The organism is Nostoc sp. C057, from assembly GCF_013393925.1.
Taxonomy (GTDB): domain Bacteria; phylum Cyanobacteriota; class Cyanobacteriia; order Cyanobacteriales; family Nostocaceae; genus Nostoc; species Nostoc muscorum_A.
In genome coordinates this window covers 3,414,739-3,434,181 of sequence record NZ_CP040281.1, presented here as the reverse complement: position 1 = coordinate 3,434,181, position 19,443 = coordinate 3,414,739, and the positions used below count along the sequence as shown (strand labels likewise).

Sequence of the window (19,443 nt, the reverse complement as noted above, 5' to 3'; positions counted from 1 at the left end):
AGCAATGTCCATCATCTACACCGTTTTAGATAACATTTCTCAAATGTCAGGAATCAAAAAAATACTAGCGATTCTCAGCACATTTTTTATTGTGTCAATTTTGATTACAGGTTTATATTTGCTCTTTAGAACGTATAATGAAGTAGGCTTAATTTCCATCATGTCAATTTATTTTATTTTGATGCCTCGCGATTCTTTTCTTGAGCGAAAAGAAATGAGAAAAATGGAAAAGCGAATGAATGCAGTCAAAGTCTAAATAGAAAAAGCTCATAAATCTTTCTGCATCAAACAATTTTGAATTTTAAATTGAGATGATACCTGTTTGTGCAGCGTTTCCGCAGGATATGTTGGTGCTTGCTTCAGAATTTTGAGATTTTAATTTTGGAATTTTAAATCCAAAATATAAAATTATCTAAAAATTAAATACTCGCCCAAAAATTATCTTTCCAACTCCAGCTAAGTAAAAATAAGAAAAGCGATGACTGCTACCAAAGAACTTAACACCTGGATTTTTTCACCAAAACTAAATACAAAAGCTAAACTTCGCTTCTTTTGCTTTCCTTATGCTGGGGGTGGTACTTCATTATTTCGAGATTGGGTTAATGGCTTACCTTCAGATGTAGAAGTATGCCAAGTTCTGCTTCCAGGACACGATACTCGCATCAAAGAAAAGCCATTTTCCCATCTCATTACCTTAATAGAAACAATGGTTCCAAGTTTATTACCCTACCTGGATATGCCATTTGTTTTTTATGGTCATAGCATGGGAGCATTGCTGTGTTTTGAAGCAGCTCGTCGCCTTAGAAAACAACATAATTTAGAACCCAAACATTTATTTGTTTCTGGTAGCCGCGCTCCACAAACTCCATGTTTTCTAAAACCCACACATCATTTACCAGATAACTTATTTATCGATGAAATCAACAAGCGCTACAAAGCCATCCCCAAGGAGATTTTAAATAACCAAGAAATCATGCAGTTATTTTTGCCAGTTCTGAAAGCAGACTTTTCAATTATTGAAACTTATGAATATACTCCTGACTTACCATTAAATTGTTCCATTTCCGCCTTTGGTGGACTGCAAGATGAAATGGTAAATATAGAAGATATTGCTGCATGGCAAGACCAAACATCTGGAAAATTTACCTTGCAGATGATTGAGGGAGAGCATTTTTTCATCAATCATAAGAAACCAGAAATACTGAAAGCTATATCTGAACAACTAGTACAAACATTAACAATTTAATTCCCGGAGGTAGCTTTGGAAACTTTAACAGAAATTTTCTCAGATGTATTAAACATCTCCCCTTTAGAAATCACAGATCAACTCAGCCCCAATACTCTCAAAAATTGGAACAGTATGGCGCACATGAAGCTAGTAATGGCTATAGAAGAAGCCTACGATATAGTCTTCACAGTTGACGATGTGAAATCTGTAAAATCCTTCGCAGACGCTCGCCAAATTCTACTTCAAAAAGGAGTCGAATCTTAACCTCTAAAATTACCTTCTGCGTGAGCTTTTTCTACACCCCAGCATCCGCCATGAAACTTGATACCCTCCCCCCAATCCAAGAAACTCAAAAACTGACTCCAATTTCAGATGATGACTTAGCAATCATACTGATGATTCGTCACTTTGAATTATCACTTTTAGAGCTATTTTCTAGTGGCAAATTAAACGGTACAACCCATACTTGCCTCGGTCAAGAATACATCCCTGTAGCACTAAAAACAGTTTTAACTGATAGTGACTTCATCCTCAGCAATCATCGCGGACACGGCCATTACCTCGCAAGATTTGAAGATCCTGAAGGCTTGTTAGCAGAAATTATGGGCAAAGAAGGTGCAGTTTGTCATGGTGTAGGTGGAAGTCAGCACATCTACAGAAAAAATTATTTATCGACAGGAATTCAAGGCGAAAGTTTGCCTGTAGCTGCTGGGATAGCCTTGCATTTACGTCGCCAAGGTAACTTCGGGATGGCTGTAGTTCACATTGGCGATGGTACTTGGGGTGAAGGAGGAGTTTACGAAGCCTTAAACATTGCCCAATTATGGAGTTTACCTGTTTTAGTAATTGTAGAAAATAACAAAATAGCTCAGTCTACTCCTACTCAACTGCAAATGGCAGGCACAATTGCAGGTCGTGTTCAAGGTTTTGGAATTAATTATTTAAAAGTAGACTCAATAGATATTAACGAGATTAGGACACTGATTAGCCCTCACATTCAAGCCGCTAGAACTAAATCTTTGCCCTTAGTAATTGAATTTGATACTAATCGAGTCGGTCCCCATAGTAAAGGTGACGATACACGAGACATTCAAGAACTAGAAAGAATTCAAAAATGGGATTGGTATTCAGTTTATCAGCAGCAATATCCAGAGCAATTTGAGCGGATAGAACTAAAAGTTAAAACTGAAATAAGTAGTTTGGTTAGAGATGTTGAATCTAGAGAATTAGTACAATGGAAACTACTCTAAAGAGAACTGAGCGAGTTGTTGAGAATTTAAATCGTGCCCTACATCATATATTTGCTGTAGATCCTCAAGTTTTTTTAATTGGTGAAGATATCCTCGACCCTTATGGAGGAGCATTCAAAGTTGCAAAGGGATTATCTTCTAATTACCCAGATAGAGTTTTAACTACACCAATTAGCGAAGAAGCAATTGTGGGGATAGGTGGTGGTTTGGCTTTGTGTGGTAATAAACCAATTGTCGAAATCATGTTTGGTGATTTCATTGCTTTGGCATTCGATCAGATTTTAAATTTTGCTTCCAAATCTGTATCAATGTATGGCACAAAATTAGACTTAAATATGATTGTTCGCTGTGCAGTGGGTGGTAACAGAGGATATGGCCCGACTCATAGCCAAAGTTTGCAAAAGCATTTTGTTGGTATTCCCAATTTATATTTATTTGAATTATCGCCATTGCATGATAATATTGCAGTGTTTGAAAAGTTGGTTAATTTAACTTATCCCTGCATCTTTTTTGAAGATAAGGTACTCTATACTCAAAGAATTTATGCTGATGGATTGATTGACGATCTGTTTAGTTATGAATTTTTAGATTCTACCAAGAATTTCGCTAGAATTTATGCCGATAGTTTTGAAGAAAATAACTGCTTGCTAATTTCACCAGGGGGATTAGTACCAAGATGTTTAGCTGCGGCGCGGGAATTATTTATTGATTGGGAAATTGAAACTCAGATTATTGTTCCTAGTCAACTATATCCTTTTGAATTAGAAACCATCATAGATTTATTAGCAGATAGCACTCATATCTTTATTGTGGAAGATAGTGTAGCTGGCGGTACGTGGGGGAGTGAAGTTGCTCATCAAATCTACAGTAGGCTTTGGGGTAAATTAAAAAACCCTGTCAAATTGGTTCACTCGAAAAATAGTATTATTCCTTCTTCTGCTCATTTAGAGAAGCAGGTGATTGTGCAGAAGGAAGATATTTGCAATTCTGTCAAGGAAGCCGTATTATATGTATGAGATAATTCTGCCAAAATTTAATAATAATGATGAGAGTTATACATTGTTATACTGGTTGTCTGATATAGGTAAGCCAGTAAATAAAGAAGAAGCGATCGCAGTATTTGAAACGTCCAAAGCAGCTTTTGATTTAGAGAGTGAAGCAGAGGGTATTTTGCATACCTTACCTGAAGCTGGTGATGAATGCAAACCTGGAGATGTCATTGGATATTTATTTGAAACTGAAGTAGAAAGACAAGATTTTCTCAAAAACTCAGGAAAGAAAGCAAAGACAACGGATGATAAATCTTTAACTATTACCAAGGTTGCTCAAGAATTAATTGATAAACATGGTATTTCTGAAGAAAATATCAGAAAATTAGGTAAGAATATTATTAAAAGGCCAGATATTGAAAAGTTAATTAACGAACAGAGTCGAGATAAAGTTAAAGGTTTAGAAATATCTCGCCAACAAATGGCGATCGCCCGCGTAGTCACCCAATCGCATACACAAATTCCCAAAGCATTTTTGTTGATGAAAATCTACAGCGATGCTGCAACTCAAATGTTAAGTTACTATGGGAAAAAACATGATATTATTATCGGCTTACCAGAACTATTAATTAAAATCACAGCTACTTTACTATCAGAATTTCCGTTTTTCTTTGGTAGCTTAATTGATGACAATAGATTCATGCCTGGAGAAGTGGCTAATATCGGAGTTACCCTTGACTTAGGCAAAGGTTTATTTATTCCTGTAATTAAAAATGTCGGTGAAATATCTCTAGCAGATATTGCCAATAAATTGATGGACTTCAGATTGAAAGCGATGCGCGGTCAGTTTAATGAAGAAGAATTGAATCAGGGAAATATTTCTCTTTCTATTAATATGGATAAAGATTCTCTGGTAACAATTCCGATCATTTTGCCTTCTCAAAGTTGTATGTTATCTCTTGGAGGAATCCAAGAAGAAGTTTATTTAGATTCTGAACAAAATGTCAATAATCGTAGCTATATAAATTTAGGACTTGCTTATGACCACAGAGTTATTAATGGTCGAGAAGCTGCTCAGTTTTTAACTAAAATTAAGACTAAAATTGAACAACCAAGTATATAAGTATCATCATCTGCGTCCATAGGTCGTTAATTTAATTCTTCATCCCAGCATCAGGGTAAAAACTAGGGGAAATAATTATGGGTAAACTTCCAGAGCGCATCACGAATCTTTCAGCTACTAAACTAGCGCTCTTGGTACAACAAATGCGTGCCAAAACTGATGGAATCGAACTGTTAAACGCCGAACCGATTGCGATTATTGGTATGGGTTGCCGATTTCCTGGTGGAAGTGATAACCCCGAAGCATTTTGGCAGAATCTTCGTAACGGAGTTGACGCTATTAGCGAAATTCCGCCAGACCGTTGGGACACAGACGCATATTATGACCCTAATCCTGATGCACCAGGCAAAATGTATTCTCGATATGGTGGTTTTATTGGTCAAATCGACAAATTCGAGCCAGAATTTTTCGGTATCTCGCCACGGGAAGCGCAGAGTCTCGATCCCCAGCAGAGGTTAATGTTAGAAGTCAGCTGGGAAGCGCTGGAAAATGCTGGGATTCCTCTGAATCAATTGCACAGAAGTAAAACAGGCGTTTTTGTTGGTATTACCACCACAGATTATCTGCAATTGCAAACTGGTCTTGCAGATGATGAACTGATAAATGCTTATACAAATTCTGGTGGAGCAATTAATTTTGCAGCTGGTAGATTATCTTATTTTTTAGGATTACAGGGGCCGAGTTTAGCTGTAGAAACCGCCTGTTCGTCATCTTTAGTAGCAGTTCATTTAGCTTGTCAAAGTCTGCGTAATCAAGAAAGTGATTTGGCGATCGCAGCTGGTGTTAACCTAATTGTCATACCAGAGATGAACGTCAGGCTGTGTAAAGCCAAGATGATTGCCACTGACGGACGTTGTAAAACCTTTGATAGCAGTGCGGATGGTTTTGGACGTTCCGAAGGTTGTGGTGTTTTGGTACTGAAACGCCTTTCCCAAGCATTAGCCGACGGTAACAACATCGTAGCTTTGATTCGCGGTTCGGCAGTCAATCAAGATGGTTCTAGCAGTGGTCTGACCGTACCCAACGGATTAGCACAACAAGCAGTAGTACGGCAAGCATTAGCCAACGCCGGACTGGAACCCCATCAAGTTAGCTACATCGAAACCCACGGTACTGGCACATCTTTGGGAGATCCCATTGAGGTAAATGCCTTGGGTGCAGTGTTTGGTAAAGAAAAAACAGCTAATCAACCCCTAATGTTAGGGTCTGTCAAAACCAATATTGGTCATACAGAAGCAGCAGCAGGTGTAGCTGGCATCATTAAAGTAGCTTTAGCGCTACAGCATCAAGAAATTCCACCACATCTGCATTTTAAAACACCCAACCCTCACATTGCTTGGCAGGATTTACCAGTTGCAGTTCCGACTGAGCTTACACCTTGGCTACCACACGAACAACGCCGCATTGCTGGGGTAAGTTCCTTTGGCGCAAGCGGGACAAATGCTCATGTAGTATTGGAAGAAGCACCTGTGAAGAAAGTAGGGGGAGCAGGGGAGGTAGGGGAGCAGGGGAGCAGGGGAGCAGGGGAGCAGGGGAGCAGGGGAGCAGGGGAGCAGGGGAGTAGAGGAGAAGAAATTACAGAGCGTCCTTTACATCTATTAACACTGTCAGCCAAACATCCCCAAGCTCTGAGTGAACTAGCACAACGCTACATCAAATACTTTTCATCTCACCCAGATATAGTTCTTGGCAACATCACCCACACCTCACAAGTTGGCAGAACTCATTTCTCACATCGCCTTGCAATCATCGCCGCAGACAACGCACAAATGCAACAACAGTTGCAAGCCTACCTCGACACCACCGAAGTCATCGGTATCCATCACGGACAGACTAGCCAGCAAACTAAAAAAATTGCTTTTCTCTTTACTGGACAAGGGTCACAGTATTGCCACATGGGTCGGCAACTTTACCAAACTCAGCCCAGTTTCCGCCAAACACTCGACCAATGCGATACCTTACTGCAACCTTTGTTAGGCGAATCAATTTTACAGGTGATATTCTCTGACAATTTAGAAGATACTCGCCTCGATCAAACCGCCTACACCCAAGTTGCATTATTCGTTATAGAATACGCTCTTGCTCAACTTTGGTTATCTTGGGGTATCCGTCCCACAGCAGTTTTAGGTCACAGTGTCGGTGAGTATGTCGCTGCTTGCATTGCTGGCATCTTTTCCCTAGAAGACGCACTGAAATTAATTGTGCAACGTGCTGCTTTAATGCAAGCACTACCTCAAGGTGGAGGGATGGCAGCAGTATTCACCACATTAGAGCAAGTTACACCGTTAATTATTGACTATCCACAACAGTTGAGTATTGCCGCCATCAATGGCGAACACAGTATTGTTTTATCTGGGGAATTAGAGATACTCACAACAGTGCTGCAAAAATTAGAAAGCCAGGGTATTGAAACCAGAAGATTGCAAGTATCCCATGCTTTCCACTCGCCCTTAATGCAGCCAATGCTGATAGACTTTGCCAAAGTAGCAGCATCAGTAAAATATCAACAGCCGCAATTAGATATTATCTCCAATGTCACAGGTAAGATTGTCAGACATGAGGAAATGTCAAATGCAACTTATTGGTTAGAGCATATCCTCGCAAGTGTGCAATTTGCTGCCAGTATGCAGACGTTGTATCAGGCACGATATGAGGTATTTATAGAAGTCGGTTCCCATCCGACATTATTGGGAATGGCACGGCGCGAGTGTCCCGAACACTTGGATATGGAAGGATTATGGCTGGCTTCGCTGCGTAAAGGTAGAGAAGATTGGCAGCAGTTGTTAGATTCTGTAGCACAGCTCTATGTTGCAGGGGTAGAGGTTGATTGGCGAGGGTTTGAAACTGATTATCCGCGCTCTCAGGTGATTTTGCCGAATTATCCTTGGCAAAGAGAGCGTTATTGGGTGAGTGATGGCAAGAAAAAGCGATCGCCCCTGCAAAAACTATTACATCCCTTACTCGGTCAACGATTGCGATCGCCCTTAGCTGACACAATTATCTTTGAGAGACAACTCAGCATAGCCGATGTACCCTTTATTGACGATCACCGTATCTACGGTATGGTAGTAGTGCCCACAGTTGCCTACTTAGAAATGGCTTGGGCAGCAGCTACAGAAGTCCTTGGTAAGGGTGTTTGTGTTTTAGAACAAGTTGCTATCCGCGAGGCATTCGTACTGGCAGAGGGTGAAACCCGCACTACACAATTACTTCTCACACCAGATGAGAGAGGATATACTTTCCAAATCTTCAGCTTGGCATCCCCGGAAAAAGAAGACGGAACAGCTTGGAATCTCCACGCATCTGGTAAGCTGCGAGTTGAGCCTATACCAGAACACCAAATCATTGCAGATTTCTCACCCACAGCACTACAAGAACGCAGTCTGCAAGAAATATCCGGTGGAGTGTTCTATCCTTGCTTACACAAACGCGGACTAGAATTTGGCTCTAGCTTTTTGGGTATAGAAACACTCTGGAAACTCCAGGACGAAGTATTAGCAAAAATTCAAATGCCAGTATCCATCATGGCAGAGGCGGGTGATTATAATATGCACCCAGCCCAATTTGATGCTTGCTTGCAGTTGTTTTTGGCTGACTTACCCAGTGAAGATAATGTGTTCATCCCCATTGGTTTAGATAAGTTGTGCTTTTACGGGCAACCCACGACTGAGTTGTGGTCATATATGCGTCTGCACATTGGTAATACACCCAACCCAGAAACCTTTGATGTGGATGCCTGTATTGTAAATCCGGCTGGTGAGGTGGTAGCCCAAGTTGAGAAAATGCACCTCAAACGTGCGCCCAGAAAAGCTTTACAGCGCATTGCCCAGAAGAGTTTACATGATTGGCTGTATGAAATTAAATGGCAACCAAAAGTCCTACAGTCGTCTATCCAAGCTAATGCGACAGGGCATTGGCTGATCCTAGCTGACCACAGTGCGATCGCAGTAGAATTAGCCGAGTTCATAGAACAATCTGGGCAAACTTGCAAGTTAGTCTTTGCCAGTCAGGAATACCATCGTCAAGACTTTGAACAACTGTTCGAAAATTGTGCAGAAGACCGAGAATGGCGTGGTGTAATTTATCTGTGGGGAATAGATTCGACTTTAACAGATAAAACTTCTGCCAGTTTCCCCGCTCTGCTTCAAGCTTTAGTCGCCGCAGAATTATCTCAGCAACCCAAGTTATGGTTAGTAACACGGGGTTGTGTACCCGTGGAGTTAAAACCAGGAGAATTGAGTATTGCCCAAACTCCTCTTTGGGGATTGGGAAGAACCCTAGCTGTAGAACACCCGGATTTGTGGGGAGGATTAATCGATTTAGATCCAGGAACTAGCTTAGTCGAGCAAGCATCTAGTTTGTGGACTGAAATTAACCATCCAACTGAAGAACAAGTCGCTTTTCGGGCTGGACAACGCTATGTACCTCGGTTGTTGCGCTATCAACCATCATTCTCAGTAGAACCTATAAAAATTAAATCTAATGCTACGTATTTAATTACGGGTTGTTTTGATGATATTCACGTGAATCTTGCCAGTTGGCTAATTGAAAAAGGCGCTGAACACCTCGTGTTAATGGGTGAAGGAGAACCTGCACCAGAAATTTGCGATCGCCTCAAGCAAATGCACGCAATTAATCCAACTGTAGTATTATTTAACTTCAGTAGCTCCAAGTCAGAACAAGTCGCAAATGTACTGCAATACATTGAAGACAAACTGCCAAATTTATCTGGTATCATCCATGCCGAAGGTATTCATCAAGACAGCCTTCTCTTGCACCAAACACGAGAGAGCTTTGCCAGAGTCCTCGCACCCAAGGTAACGGGAGCCTGGAATCTTCATACGATTACTAAGGAAATACCCTTGGATTTCTTTGTAATGTTTTCCTCAGCATTATGCTTACTAGGTTCGCCTGGACAAGGTAATTACGCTGCGGCTAACGCTTTTGTTGATGCTTTAGCCCACTATCGTCAATCTCTGGGTTTACCTGCTCTGAGTGTTAACTGGGCACCTTGGGCGCATCAAGATAATCCTATTGTCCGACGCTGGGCAACTTGGGGCGTAGATACAATTGATTGGCAACAAAGTTTAAAAATTTTAGAACAACTACTAACTGATAATGTCGCGCAAGTTGCCGTCATACCAGTGCAGTGGAGCAAGTTTACTCAAGCCTTTCCTAGAGGGAAAAAAGAGGCAGAGGGGCAGAGGGGATGGGGAGCAGAGGGGAAAGAAAATGGACTTCCGCCCACAAGGGGAGGGGCTGGTAACGAAAATATTTTTTCTGCTCTGCTCCTCTACCCAGAATCTCTGCTTTCTTCTCAACCGAAATCTTCGCCAGCATCCCAGTTATACGAACGTTTAGAAAACGCTCCCCCCAGCAGACGCAAAGACTTAATATTTGAAGCCGTACAAGGGGAGGTTGCCAAAGTCTTGCGGATGAAATCAGCCCAGGTAGATGGGAAAAAGCCTTTTAACACAATGGGTATGGATTCTCTGACAGCAGTGGAACTGCGAAACGCCCTCATGGAATTGTTGAAAGTAACATTACCTGCAACCCTCGTCTTTGAGTATCCCAGCCTAGAAAGCTTGTCTGAGTATTTAGCTGAGTTAGTGATTCCCAAAACCCCATCGTCCGCAACTAAGGAACTACCCACTGCTCTTAGCAAGATTAACTTGGCTGTAGAGCAAATGGAACAGTTTTCCGAAGATGAGCTAGAAGCCTTACTAGCTCAAGAACTGGCAACTCTTAATGAGTCATGAAGATGAACACCCCAGAACGTACTGACCAGCTACGGCGGGCATTAGTCGCCCTAAAGGAACTCCGCACCAAGCTTGATGCCATTGAACAGGATCGGCAAGAAGTTATCGCCATTGTCGGTATGGGATGCCGATTTCCCGGAGGAGTTAACAACCTCGAAACCTATTGGCAATTATTGAGCCAAGGTATTGATGCTAGCCGGGAAATTCCTAGCGATCGCTGGTCGGTCGATAGTTACTATACGCCTCATCCTGACACTCCTGGTAAAATGTACACCCGTCGGGGTAGCTTTATCGACCAAGTTGATGGCTTTGATGCCGATTTCTTTGGGATTGCGCCGCGAGAAGCAGTCAGTATAGACCCGCAACAGCGATTGTTGCTGGAAGTTGCCTGGGAAGCCTTAGAAAATGCCGGACAAAGCACAGAGAAATTAGAAGGTAGTGCCACTGGCGTATTTATTGGCATTTCCACCAACGACTACGCCCGCTTCCACATCAATAGCGGCGACCCCAATCGCATTGATGCTTACTCATTTATTGGTTGCACTCCCAGCGTAGTTTCTGGTCGTTTGTCTTACGTTTTTGGGTTACAGGGGCCAAGTATCACCATAGATACAGCTTGTTCATCTTCCCTCACAGCCATTCACCTAGCTTGTGAAAGCTTACGCAAACGCGAGTCTAATTTGGCTTTGGCTGGTGGTGTTAACTTGATGCTGGCTCCAGAAACCACGATTTATTTTTGTCAGGTGAAAGCCTTAGCAGCAGACGGTCGTTGCAAAACCTTTGATGCTGCTGCCGATGGCTACGGACGAGGAGAAGGCTGTGGTGTTGTCGTACTCAAGCGTTTGCGGGATGCTTTAACAGATGGCGATCGCATCCTTGGTTTGATTCGTGGTTCCGCCGTTAATCAAGACGGACGCAGCAACGGTATGACTGCCCCCAATGGCTCGGCTCAACAAGCAGTGATTCGCCAAGCACTAGCGGCGGCGGCAGTACAACCCCAGGAAATTGGTTATGTGGAAGCCCACGGTACGGGAACCGTCTTAGGCGACCCCATAGAGATTCGCGCCTTAGCATCGGTACTTTGTGCTGGCAGGAGTCAAGATAATTCATTAATTGTTGGTTCTGTCAAGACCAACATCGGGCATTTAGAAGCTGCTGCCGGAATTGCCGGAATTATGAAAGTAGTTCTGGCTTTACAGCATCGACAAATTCCACCACATTTACATTTCAAACAAGCAAATCCGCATATCGATTGGCAGGAATTACCGTTAGTTATTCCGACTCAGCTTACTCCCTGGACTTCAGACCGACTGCTGGCTGGGGTTAGCTCCTTTGGGATGAGTGGGACTAATGCTCATGTGGTTTTGGAAGCAGCACCGGTTGAAGAGGACAAGGGGACAAAGGGACAAGGGGACGGGGGGAATGATGAAAGCGATCGCGTTTATTTTCTACCCTTGTCTGCTAGAAGCCCAGAGGCTCTCAAAGAAATAGCTAAAGCATACCGAGAATTGTTATCAGGAAATTCACTACATATTGAGGATATTTGTTATACAGCTAGTTTGCGGCGCGTTCATTACGAATATCGTTTGGGGTTGGTGGGAAATTCGGCGGAAGAATTAGCTAATCAACTTCATGATTTTCTAGAAGATATTCCCAATTCTGATGTTAATTGCGGATATCAAGGTTCTAGCCGTCGCCAGCAAATTGCCTTTGTGTTTTCTGGACAGGGTTCCCAATGGCTGGGTATGGGGCAAGAACTATTGACACAGGAGCCTATATTCCGGGAGGCTTTGGAGGAGTGCGATCGCATCATTCAATCTCATACATCTTGGTCGCTAATTGCCGAACTGTCGGCACTGCCAGAGAAATCCCGTTTGGATGAAACGGAAATTGCTCAACCTGCAATTTTATCTCTGCAAGTGGCACTAGTGGCGCTGTGGCGGGCTTGGGGTGTGGAACCGAGTGCAGTTGTAGGTCATAGCGTTGGGGAAATTACAGCTGCTCACGTGGCGGGTGTGTTGACTTTGAAAGATGCTTTGTGGATTGTGGTACAACGTGCCAAACTGATGCAGCAAGCAACAGGCCACGGCAAAATGGCAATGCTGCATTTACCACACAAAGCAGTGGCAGAACTGATTGAACCTTATCAAGACAAAATAGCGATCGCTGCCATCAACAGTCCTTCCTCAACAGTCATCTCCGGTGCAACCGAGGCAATTGAAATTATCCTAGAAAAAGTCGAACAGCAAGGAGTATTCTACCGCCGCTTACCAGTGAATTACGCTTTTCACTGCCCGCAGATGGACGACTACAGTCGAGAATTAGAGAAAATTCTCCAAGATATCCAGCCAAAATCGCCATATTTACAGATTTTCTCCACCGTTAGCTGTCAACCAGAAGATTCCCCTCCCCCCCTCCGCTCCTCTGCCCCCCTGCCTCTTTTTAACGCTGCCTATTGGGGGCGGAATATGCGGCAATCTGTACGGTTTGCCGAGGCAATGGATAGTCTAATCCAAGCTGGATACGACCTGTTTGTAGAGGTTGCCCCTCATTCTGTCCTCGCCAAAGATATGCTGGAGTGCCTCAGTCAGACTCAGCAGCAGGGAACAGTTTTACCAACGATGCAGCGAGGAGATTCTACAGTCAGCTTCAGGTCATTAGCCAAACTCTACACTTTAGGACATAAAGTTAACTGGGATAACTTGTATCCCAACAGTGGCAAATTTGTACAGTTACCGACTTATCCTTGGCAACGTAAACGCTATTGGATTGAGCCAATACAGCCCAATGTTATTTCCACCACCGCTTCAGAATTATCAGATTGGCTGTACGAAATCCAATGGCAACCGCAACCATTATTAACCAAACAACAGACCATTGCTCCTACCCATTGGTTAATTTTTAGCGATCGCTCCGGCATCGGTGAAACCCTAGAACGCATACTACAAGCCCAAGGACACACCACCACCCTACTTTACTGTACAGATGCGTCTTGTACAGACGCGATTCATCGCGTCTCTAAAGTCTCCAACTTACAGATTGTCCATCTGTGGAGTTTGGATAACACTGAACAGTTAGTTAATTGTGGTAGCGTACTAGACTTACTACAAACCTTGGCACAAGTAGAATTACCAGCAGTCAAACTATGGCTAGTAACCCAAGGCGCGCAGCCTGTAGGGGAAATTAGCAAAGAATTGGCGATCGCCGCAGCACCGCTTTGGGGTATGAGTCGAGTCATAGCAATGGAGTCTGCTGAAATCTGGGGAGGCATTATAGATATAGACCCAGCAAGCACTCCAGAGGAAGCGGCTAACCTATTGGCCGCCGAACTATCTCAATCAAAGAGCCAAGAAAATCAACTAGCTTTTCGCCAACAGCAACGTTACGTGGCTCGACTGACGCGGACAGTTGCAAGTGTATCCACCTCACCTTTGAGCCTCCAAACCGATGGCATTTACTTAATCACAGGTGGATTGGGTGCTTTGGGATTACAGGTAGCCCGTTGGCTGCTAGAAAAGGGGGCGCGTCATCTGTTGTTACTCAGCCGTCGTTCTCCTGGAGAACAAGCGCAAGCAGCTATTCAGGAGATGGAACAGGACGGCGCACATATTCAGGTTGCCTTAGCAGATGTCACCAATCAAGCTGAACTTAGCACCATCCTACTAAACCTGAATTATCCTTTACGCGGCATTATCCATGCAGCAGGAGTATTAGACGATGGCATACTACTGCGACAAACTTGGGAACGGTTCGCCAAAGTCTTAGCTCCCAAAATCGATGGGGCTTGGAATTTGCATCTTCTCAGCCGTGACTGTCCCCTAGATTTCTTCGTCATGTTTTCTTCCGTGGCTTCTTTAGTAGGCTCCCCAGGTCAAGGGAACTACGCTGCCGCCAATATGTATTTAGATACACTGGCTCACTATCGACGATATCAAGGCTTACCTGCTTTGAGTATCAATTGGGGCCCTTGGTCAGATGCAGGTATGGCAGCCCAATTAAATAATCGCAACCTGTGGAGTACTGAGAACGGAGTTAGTTACATTACTCCAGAACAGGGATTGCGAGCCTTAGAAGAACTGCTCAAACAAGGGAAAACTCAAGCTGGAGTCGTGCCGATCGCCTGGGATAAATTCTCTACAGCTATACAATTACCATTGTTGCAGCAATTTACTACCAAGGTGAGTCAATCACCATCTCAGCCCTTCTTGCTACGGCAATTGGAATCTACACCAGTGAGCGATCGCCGGGAATTGTTGATGTCAGCCGTACAAGCCCAAGTGGTGAGAGTGCTGAGGTTAGATAATAGCCGCCCCATCGACTCGGAACGCCCCTTGCAAGAAATGGGTATGGATTCCCTGATGGCGGTAGAATTGCGAAATGCTCTCGGAAAGTTGGTAGGAAAAACTTTACCGGCAGCTTTGATTTTTGACTATCCCAGCATCTCAAATTTGACAGAGTATTTAGGTAAAGAACTGGGGATATTTGCGACAACTGCATTACCGCCGACTGTGGAGAGTCGGGAATTATCATCTACAGAAGCGATCGCTGTTGTGGGGATGAGTTGTAGATTCCCTGGGGCAGATGATTTAGAAAGTTTCTGGCAACTCTTGTGTAATAGCACAGATGCAATTCGAGAAGTACCGGGCGATCGCTGGGATGTAGATGAATTTTACGATCCAGACTTGTCTTTCCCTGGTACGATGAATACTCGCTGGGGCGGCTTCATCAATCATGTAGACCATTTTGACCCCCAATTTTTTGGTATTTCTGCCAGCGAAGCCCGCAGCATGGACCCCCAGCAACGCCTACTCTTAGAAGTTTCCTGGGAAGCTTTGGAACACGCAGGCTATAGTTCTGACCATCTGGCGGGTAGTCAAACAGGAGTATTCACAGGTATCAGCACTTGGGATTACTTCACACTACAACTAGAGCCACCTCCAAGGGGCGGTACGGGGATGGCTTTGAGTATTGCAGCAAACCGTCTTTCGTATCTTTTAGATTTGCGCGGGCCCAGCATGGCAGTTGATACCGCTTGTTCTTCTTCCTTGGTAGCGGTTGATTTAGCCTGCCAAAGTTTGCGAAACGGTAAATGTGATATGGCATTAGCAGGGGGTGTAAATATCATCCTCTCACCACTGACTACCGTTGCCTGCTCCCAAGCTGGGATGATGGCTGCTGATGGACACTGCAAAACATTTGACCACCGAGCTGATGGTTATGTCCGAGGAGAAGGCTGTGGCGTAGTTGTACTCAAACGTTTATCCGATGCTCTCAAAGATGGCGACCATATTCTGGCTCTGGTGCGTGGTTCTGCTGTCAATCAAGATGGACGCAGCAATGGTTTAACAGCCCCCAATGGTTTAGCCCAACAAGCTGTAATTCGCCAAGCCTTACAAAATGCTGCCGTCACTCCCGACCGCATTGGTTATGTTGAAGCCCACGGTACAGGCACAGCTTTGGGTGATGCCATTGAAGTAGAATCCCTGTGGACAGTACTCAAGGAAGGTCGTACTGACAATCAGCCTTGCCGGATTAGTTCTGTGAAAACTAATATCGGTCACTTAGAAGCAGCCGCAGGGATAGCTGGTTTCATTAAACTAGTGCTGTTGTTGCATCGAGAACAGATTCCTCCTCACCTCAACTTGCAAACTATCAATCCCGTGTTGAATTTGGAGCAAACCCAGCTACAAATTCCCACCTCCTTACAACTGTGGAAACGAGGAGAGCAGCCGCGATTGGCAGGGATTAGTTCTTTTGGTTTTGGTGGGACTAATGTTCATGCAATTGTGGAAGAAGCACCCTTGGAGAAAGGAGGGGGGGCAGGGGAGCAGAGGAGCAGAGGAGCAGGGGAGAAGAGGAGCAGGGGAGCAGAGGAGCAGGGGAGCAGGGGAGAAGAAATTACAGAGCGTCCTTTGCATATACTCACGCTGTCAGCAAAAAGTGAATCAGCTTTGCAAAACTTGATTGAGCGTTACCACCAATATTTACAGGAAAATACAGGCGATCGCTTGGCTGATATCTGCTATACCGCTAATGTGGGACGCAGCCATTTTGCTCATCGTCTGGCATTTGTGGTCAATTCCCAGGCGCAGTTACGAGATACGCTTGCTGCTTTCAATACAGGAGAAAAAATTGTTGATGTACTGTACGGTAAGCTTGATACTCAACGTCAGCCAAAAGTCGCCTTTATTTTTGCTGGTGAAGGTTCGCAGTATGTTGGTATGGGTAAGCAGCTTTATGAAACCCAGCCGCAGTTTCGCCAAATTATAGAAGATTGCGATCGCCTCCTACAACCTCATCTTCAACAATCCCTACTTGCAATCCTCGAAGATGAATCACTGTTAACACAACCCCGTTACGCTCGTCCTGCTGTATTCGCCTTGGGATACGCCTTAGCCCAACTTTGGCGCAGTTGGGGCGTACAGCCTAGTGTAGTCATGGGTAGCGGAGTTGGCGAGTATACCGCCGCTTGTGTGGCTGGCGTGTTCAGTCTGGAAGATGGTTTGCGGTTAATTACTCAGCAGGAATCGTGGGCAGAATTCGAGCCGATTGCCAAGCTGGTGAGATTTCAAGTGCCTCAAATTCCAATGGTGTCAACCTTCTATGGGCAACTGTTAGCTGCTGACTATATCCCAGACATTGACCACTGGAGACGATGCTGGCAAGCACCAGCGTTATTTAAAGGAGCAATGTTAGCCCTTACACAAAAAGGGTGCAATTTATTCTTAGAAATTGGCTCTGATCCCCAATTATCGGAGATCCAGCAGCAAGGCACTTGGTTACAATCAATTGATGACTGGTCAGTATTGTTACATAGCGTGATTGCACTTTATATCAATGGTGTAGCAATCGATTGGCAAGGATTTGAACAAGAATATCAGCACCGTCGTGTGGTCTTGCCGACTTATCCCTTTGAACGGAAGCGGTACTGGCTCGATCCGGCAGTTATCAGATCCTTTAGCAAAAAGGAGGAAAATTTATGCAACGAATAGGAATCGAGAAAATTAATTTATACGCTGGGCGTTTCTGTGCTGATGCCCTGGAATTAGCTAATTTACAAGGTAAAGATTTGGATTACGTGTCTAAACAAGTAAAAGTAAAGACACGTTCTGTAATTCCTGCCTACGAGGATACAGTTACCTTATCGGTGAATGCAGCCAAACGGCTCCTTTCCCCAGAAGATGCGCGGGATATCGAATTGTTGATTGTGGCGACAGAATCGGCTGTGGATTTTGGCAAACCTGTATCTACTTGGGTGCATCGGTATTGTAATTTACCTGCCCATTGCCGCAGCTTTGAACTCAAACACGCCTGCTACGGGTTGACAGCAGCCGTCAAAACCGCAGCAATGTGGCTGCAAGGAGGACTCACCCCTGGTAAAAAGGCATTAGTTATCGGCTGTGACTATAGCCGTCCCCACCTTGATGACCGTGATAATTTTATTGGCGGTGGTGCGGCTATTGCCATGCTAATTAGTACCGACCCCAAGGTATTTGAAATTGACTTGCATCCCGCAGGCTTTTGGACTGATGAAATTTCTGATACCTTCCGTCCGACTGCGAGAGTTGAAATTGGCGACAATCAAACCAGTCTTTATTCTTACCTAGACGCTTTGGAAGCCTCTTACACCCACTACGAAAAACTTGTGGGGGGAGTAGATTATGACAAAGATTTCCAAAAACATATTTATCACACACCTTTTCCGGGAATGCCCTTGCAAGCGCATCGGACTTTGCTGAGTTTATTTGACGTTAACGACTCGAAAATCTATGAGGAGAATTATCAAAAAAAGGTACAGGAAGGTATTTACTTCGCCCAGCAGGTAGGTAGTACTTATGGTTCATCTACTTTCTTGTGTTTGCTGAGTTTGTTACATCATGCCCAGGATTTACACGCAGGCGATCGCATTTCGATTTTTGCCTATGGTTCTGGTTGTCAAGGTGAATTTTATCGCGGCACTGTTAGTCCGGGAGCAATTGAATACATCCGTTCTTTGGATATTGACCGTCATTTGCAAGAACGTTTGCCATTATCTTTGATGGAATACGAACTTTTAGAATATGCACGAGAAAAATATATTGATGCGCCTGATTATCAGCCCAAAAGAGACAGTTTCCAAAACGCTTATGACAAACTCTACGCCGGACAGGAACTACTGGTATTAAAACAGGTAAAAAATTACTACAGGCAATACGAATGGAGCTAAAGTTAAAAGCAATTGAGTATCAAATAGATTCAGGAGTCGCTCACATCACATTATCAGCGCCAGAAGCTGGTAATGCCTTAAACGGCGAGATGTTGGCACAGTTTTATCAAGCTTTGCAAAATGCGATCGCTGATGCAACTTGTCGAGTTATTGTAATTTCTAGTATAGGTGCTGACTTTTGTACAGGCATGGACTTTAACGCCATCTTTGCCAATGGTTCCCGTCCTAATTTAGGGCCACTGCAAGCCTTTCGTGATTGCCTGTTACTAATTTATAGTTCTCCTAAACCAGTCATCACCTGTGTGACAGGTAATGTTACAGGTGGTGGTGTGGGTATAGTCGCCGCCTCCGACATCGTACTCGCCGAGGAAAATGTCCTATTCATGCTGTCAGAAGTCTTGGTGGGGATGATTCCTGCTGTAATTACGCCCTTTTTATTGTGTCGTCTTTCCTCCTCCCAGGTGAAATATCTCACCCTTAGTTCTAGAGGTATTGATGGAAACGAAGCCAAAAATTGGGGACTGGTGGACGAAATAGCTAGTGATGGGATGAACGATACACTCAACCGCCAGATTCAACGTTTATTTTATTCTTCACCGGAAGCGATCGCTGAAAGCAAACAATATTTTGACACATTTATCGGTCAAGATTTGCGACACCAAACCGAATTCGCCATGCAACGCCTACAGAAATGGTTAGAACAACCCAAAATTACCACAGCCATCCATCAGTTTAGTGAAGGCTATTCACCACCCTGGTTTCAAAAATATAGGAGGAATACCACTAATTATCCAAAATAAGCCTACAAATATAAAGCTAGATTCTGACTCAATACAGTTCATTTAAGCATTTTTTCCATCTCTTTCTCTCTTTTCTCTGTGTCCTCTG

The 19,443-nt window shown here is 43.9% G+C and carries 10 protein-coding genes; all 10 read left to right on the top strand.

All coding sequences use genetic code 11. The annotated features are described in order from the left end of the window. The first annotated feature begins 4 nt into the window (after nucleotides 1–4). The 10 genes from FD724_RS14825 to FD724_RS14780 all read left to right on the top strand — a co-directional run bounded on the left by FD724_RS14825 (nucleotide 5) and on the right by FD724_RS14780 (nucleotide 19,355). On the top strand, nucleotides 5–256 hold the full coding sequence (locus tag FD724_RS14825; RefSeq protein ID WP_179073154.1) for a hypothetical protein: 252 nt from the start codon (nucleotides 5–7) through the stop codon (nucleotides 254–256). A gap of 222 nt (nucleotides 257–478) precedes the next feature. Further along, a complete protein-coding gene (locus tag FD724_RS14820; RefSeq protein WP_179073153.1) occupies nucleotides 479–1,246 on the top strand; it encodes a thioesterase II family protein in 768 nt (255 codons plus the stop codon). A 15-nt stretch (nucleotides 1,247–1,261) separates the two neighbouring features. After that, entirely contained in the window at nucleotides 1,262–1,492 is a 231-nt protein-coding gene (locus FD724_RS14815) for an acyl carrier protein (protein ID WP_073644287.1), read from the top strand. Between the two features lie 50 nt (nucleotides 1,493–1,542). Further along, complete coding sequence (locus FD724_RS14810) at nucleotides 1,543–2,478, top strand: thiamine pyrophosphate-dependent dehydrogenase E1 component subunit alpha (protein ID WP_179073152.1); 936 nt, start codon at nucleotides 1,543–1,545, stop codon at nucleotides 2,476–2,478. After that, nucleotides 2,463–3,494: an alpha-ketoacid dehydrogenase subunit beta gene (locus FD724_RS14805; protein ID WP_179073151.1), complete on the top strand. Its 1,032-nt coding sequence runs from the start codon at nucleotides 2,463–2,465 to the stop codon at nucleotides 3,492–3,494. The genes FD724_RS14810 and FD724_RS14805 overlap by 16 nt, the downstream gene beginning before the upstream one ends. Then, complete coding sequence (locus FD724_RS14800; protein WP_179073150.1) at nucleotides 3,487–4,590, top strand: 2-oxo acid dehydrogenase subunit E2; 1,104 nt, start codon at nucleotides 3,487–3,489, stop codon at nucleotides 4,588–4,590. The genes FD724_RS14805 and FD724_RS14800 overlap by 8 nt, the downstream gene beginning before the upstream one ends. Before the next feature lie 77 nt (nucleotides 4,591–4,667). Further along, nucleotides 4,668–10,349 (top strand): type I polyketide synthase, encoded by a 5,682-nt coding sequence (locus FD724_RS14795; RefSeq protein ID WP_179073149.1) that lies wholly within the window; start codon nucleotides 4,668–4,670, stop codon nucleotides 10,347–10,349. After that, nucleotides 10,346–17,341: a type I polyketide synthase gene (locus FD724_RS14790; RefSeq protein ID WP_179073148.1), complete on the top strand. Its 6,996-nt coding sequence runs from the start codon at nucleotides 10,346–10,348 to the stop codon at nucleotides 17,339–17,341. Before FD724_RS14795 ends, FD724_RS14790 begins: the two co-directional genes overlap by 4 nt. Continuing rightward, the gene (locus tag FD724_RS14785; protein WP_179073147.1) at nucleotides 17,329–18,555 is read left to right on the top strand and encodes a hydroxymethylglutaryl-CoA synthase family protein; all 1,227 of its coding nucleotides are present in this window, start codon (nucleotides 17,329–17,331) and stop codon (nucleotides 18,553–18,555) included. The genes FD724_RS14790 and FD724_RS14785 overlap by 13 nt, the downstream gene beginning before the upstream one ends. Beyond that, a complete protein-coding gene (locus tag FD724_RS14780) occupies nucleotides 18,546–19,355 on the top strand; it encodes an enoyl-CoA hydratase/isomerase family protein (protein WP_179073146.1) in 810 nt (269 codons plus the stop codon). Before FD724_RS14785 ends, FD724_RS14780 begins: the two co-directional genes overlap by 10 nt. Nucleotides 19,356–19,443: the final 88 nt, after the last annotated feature.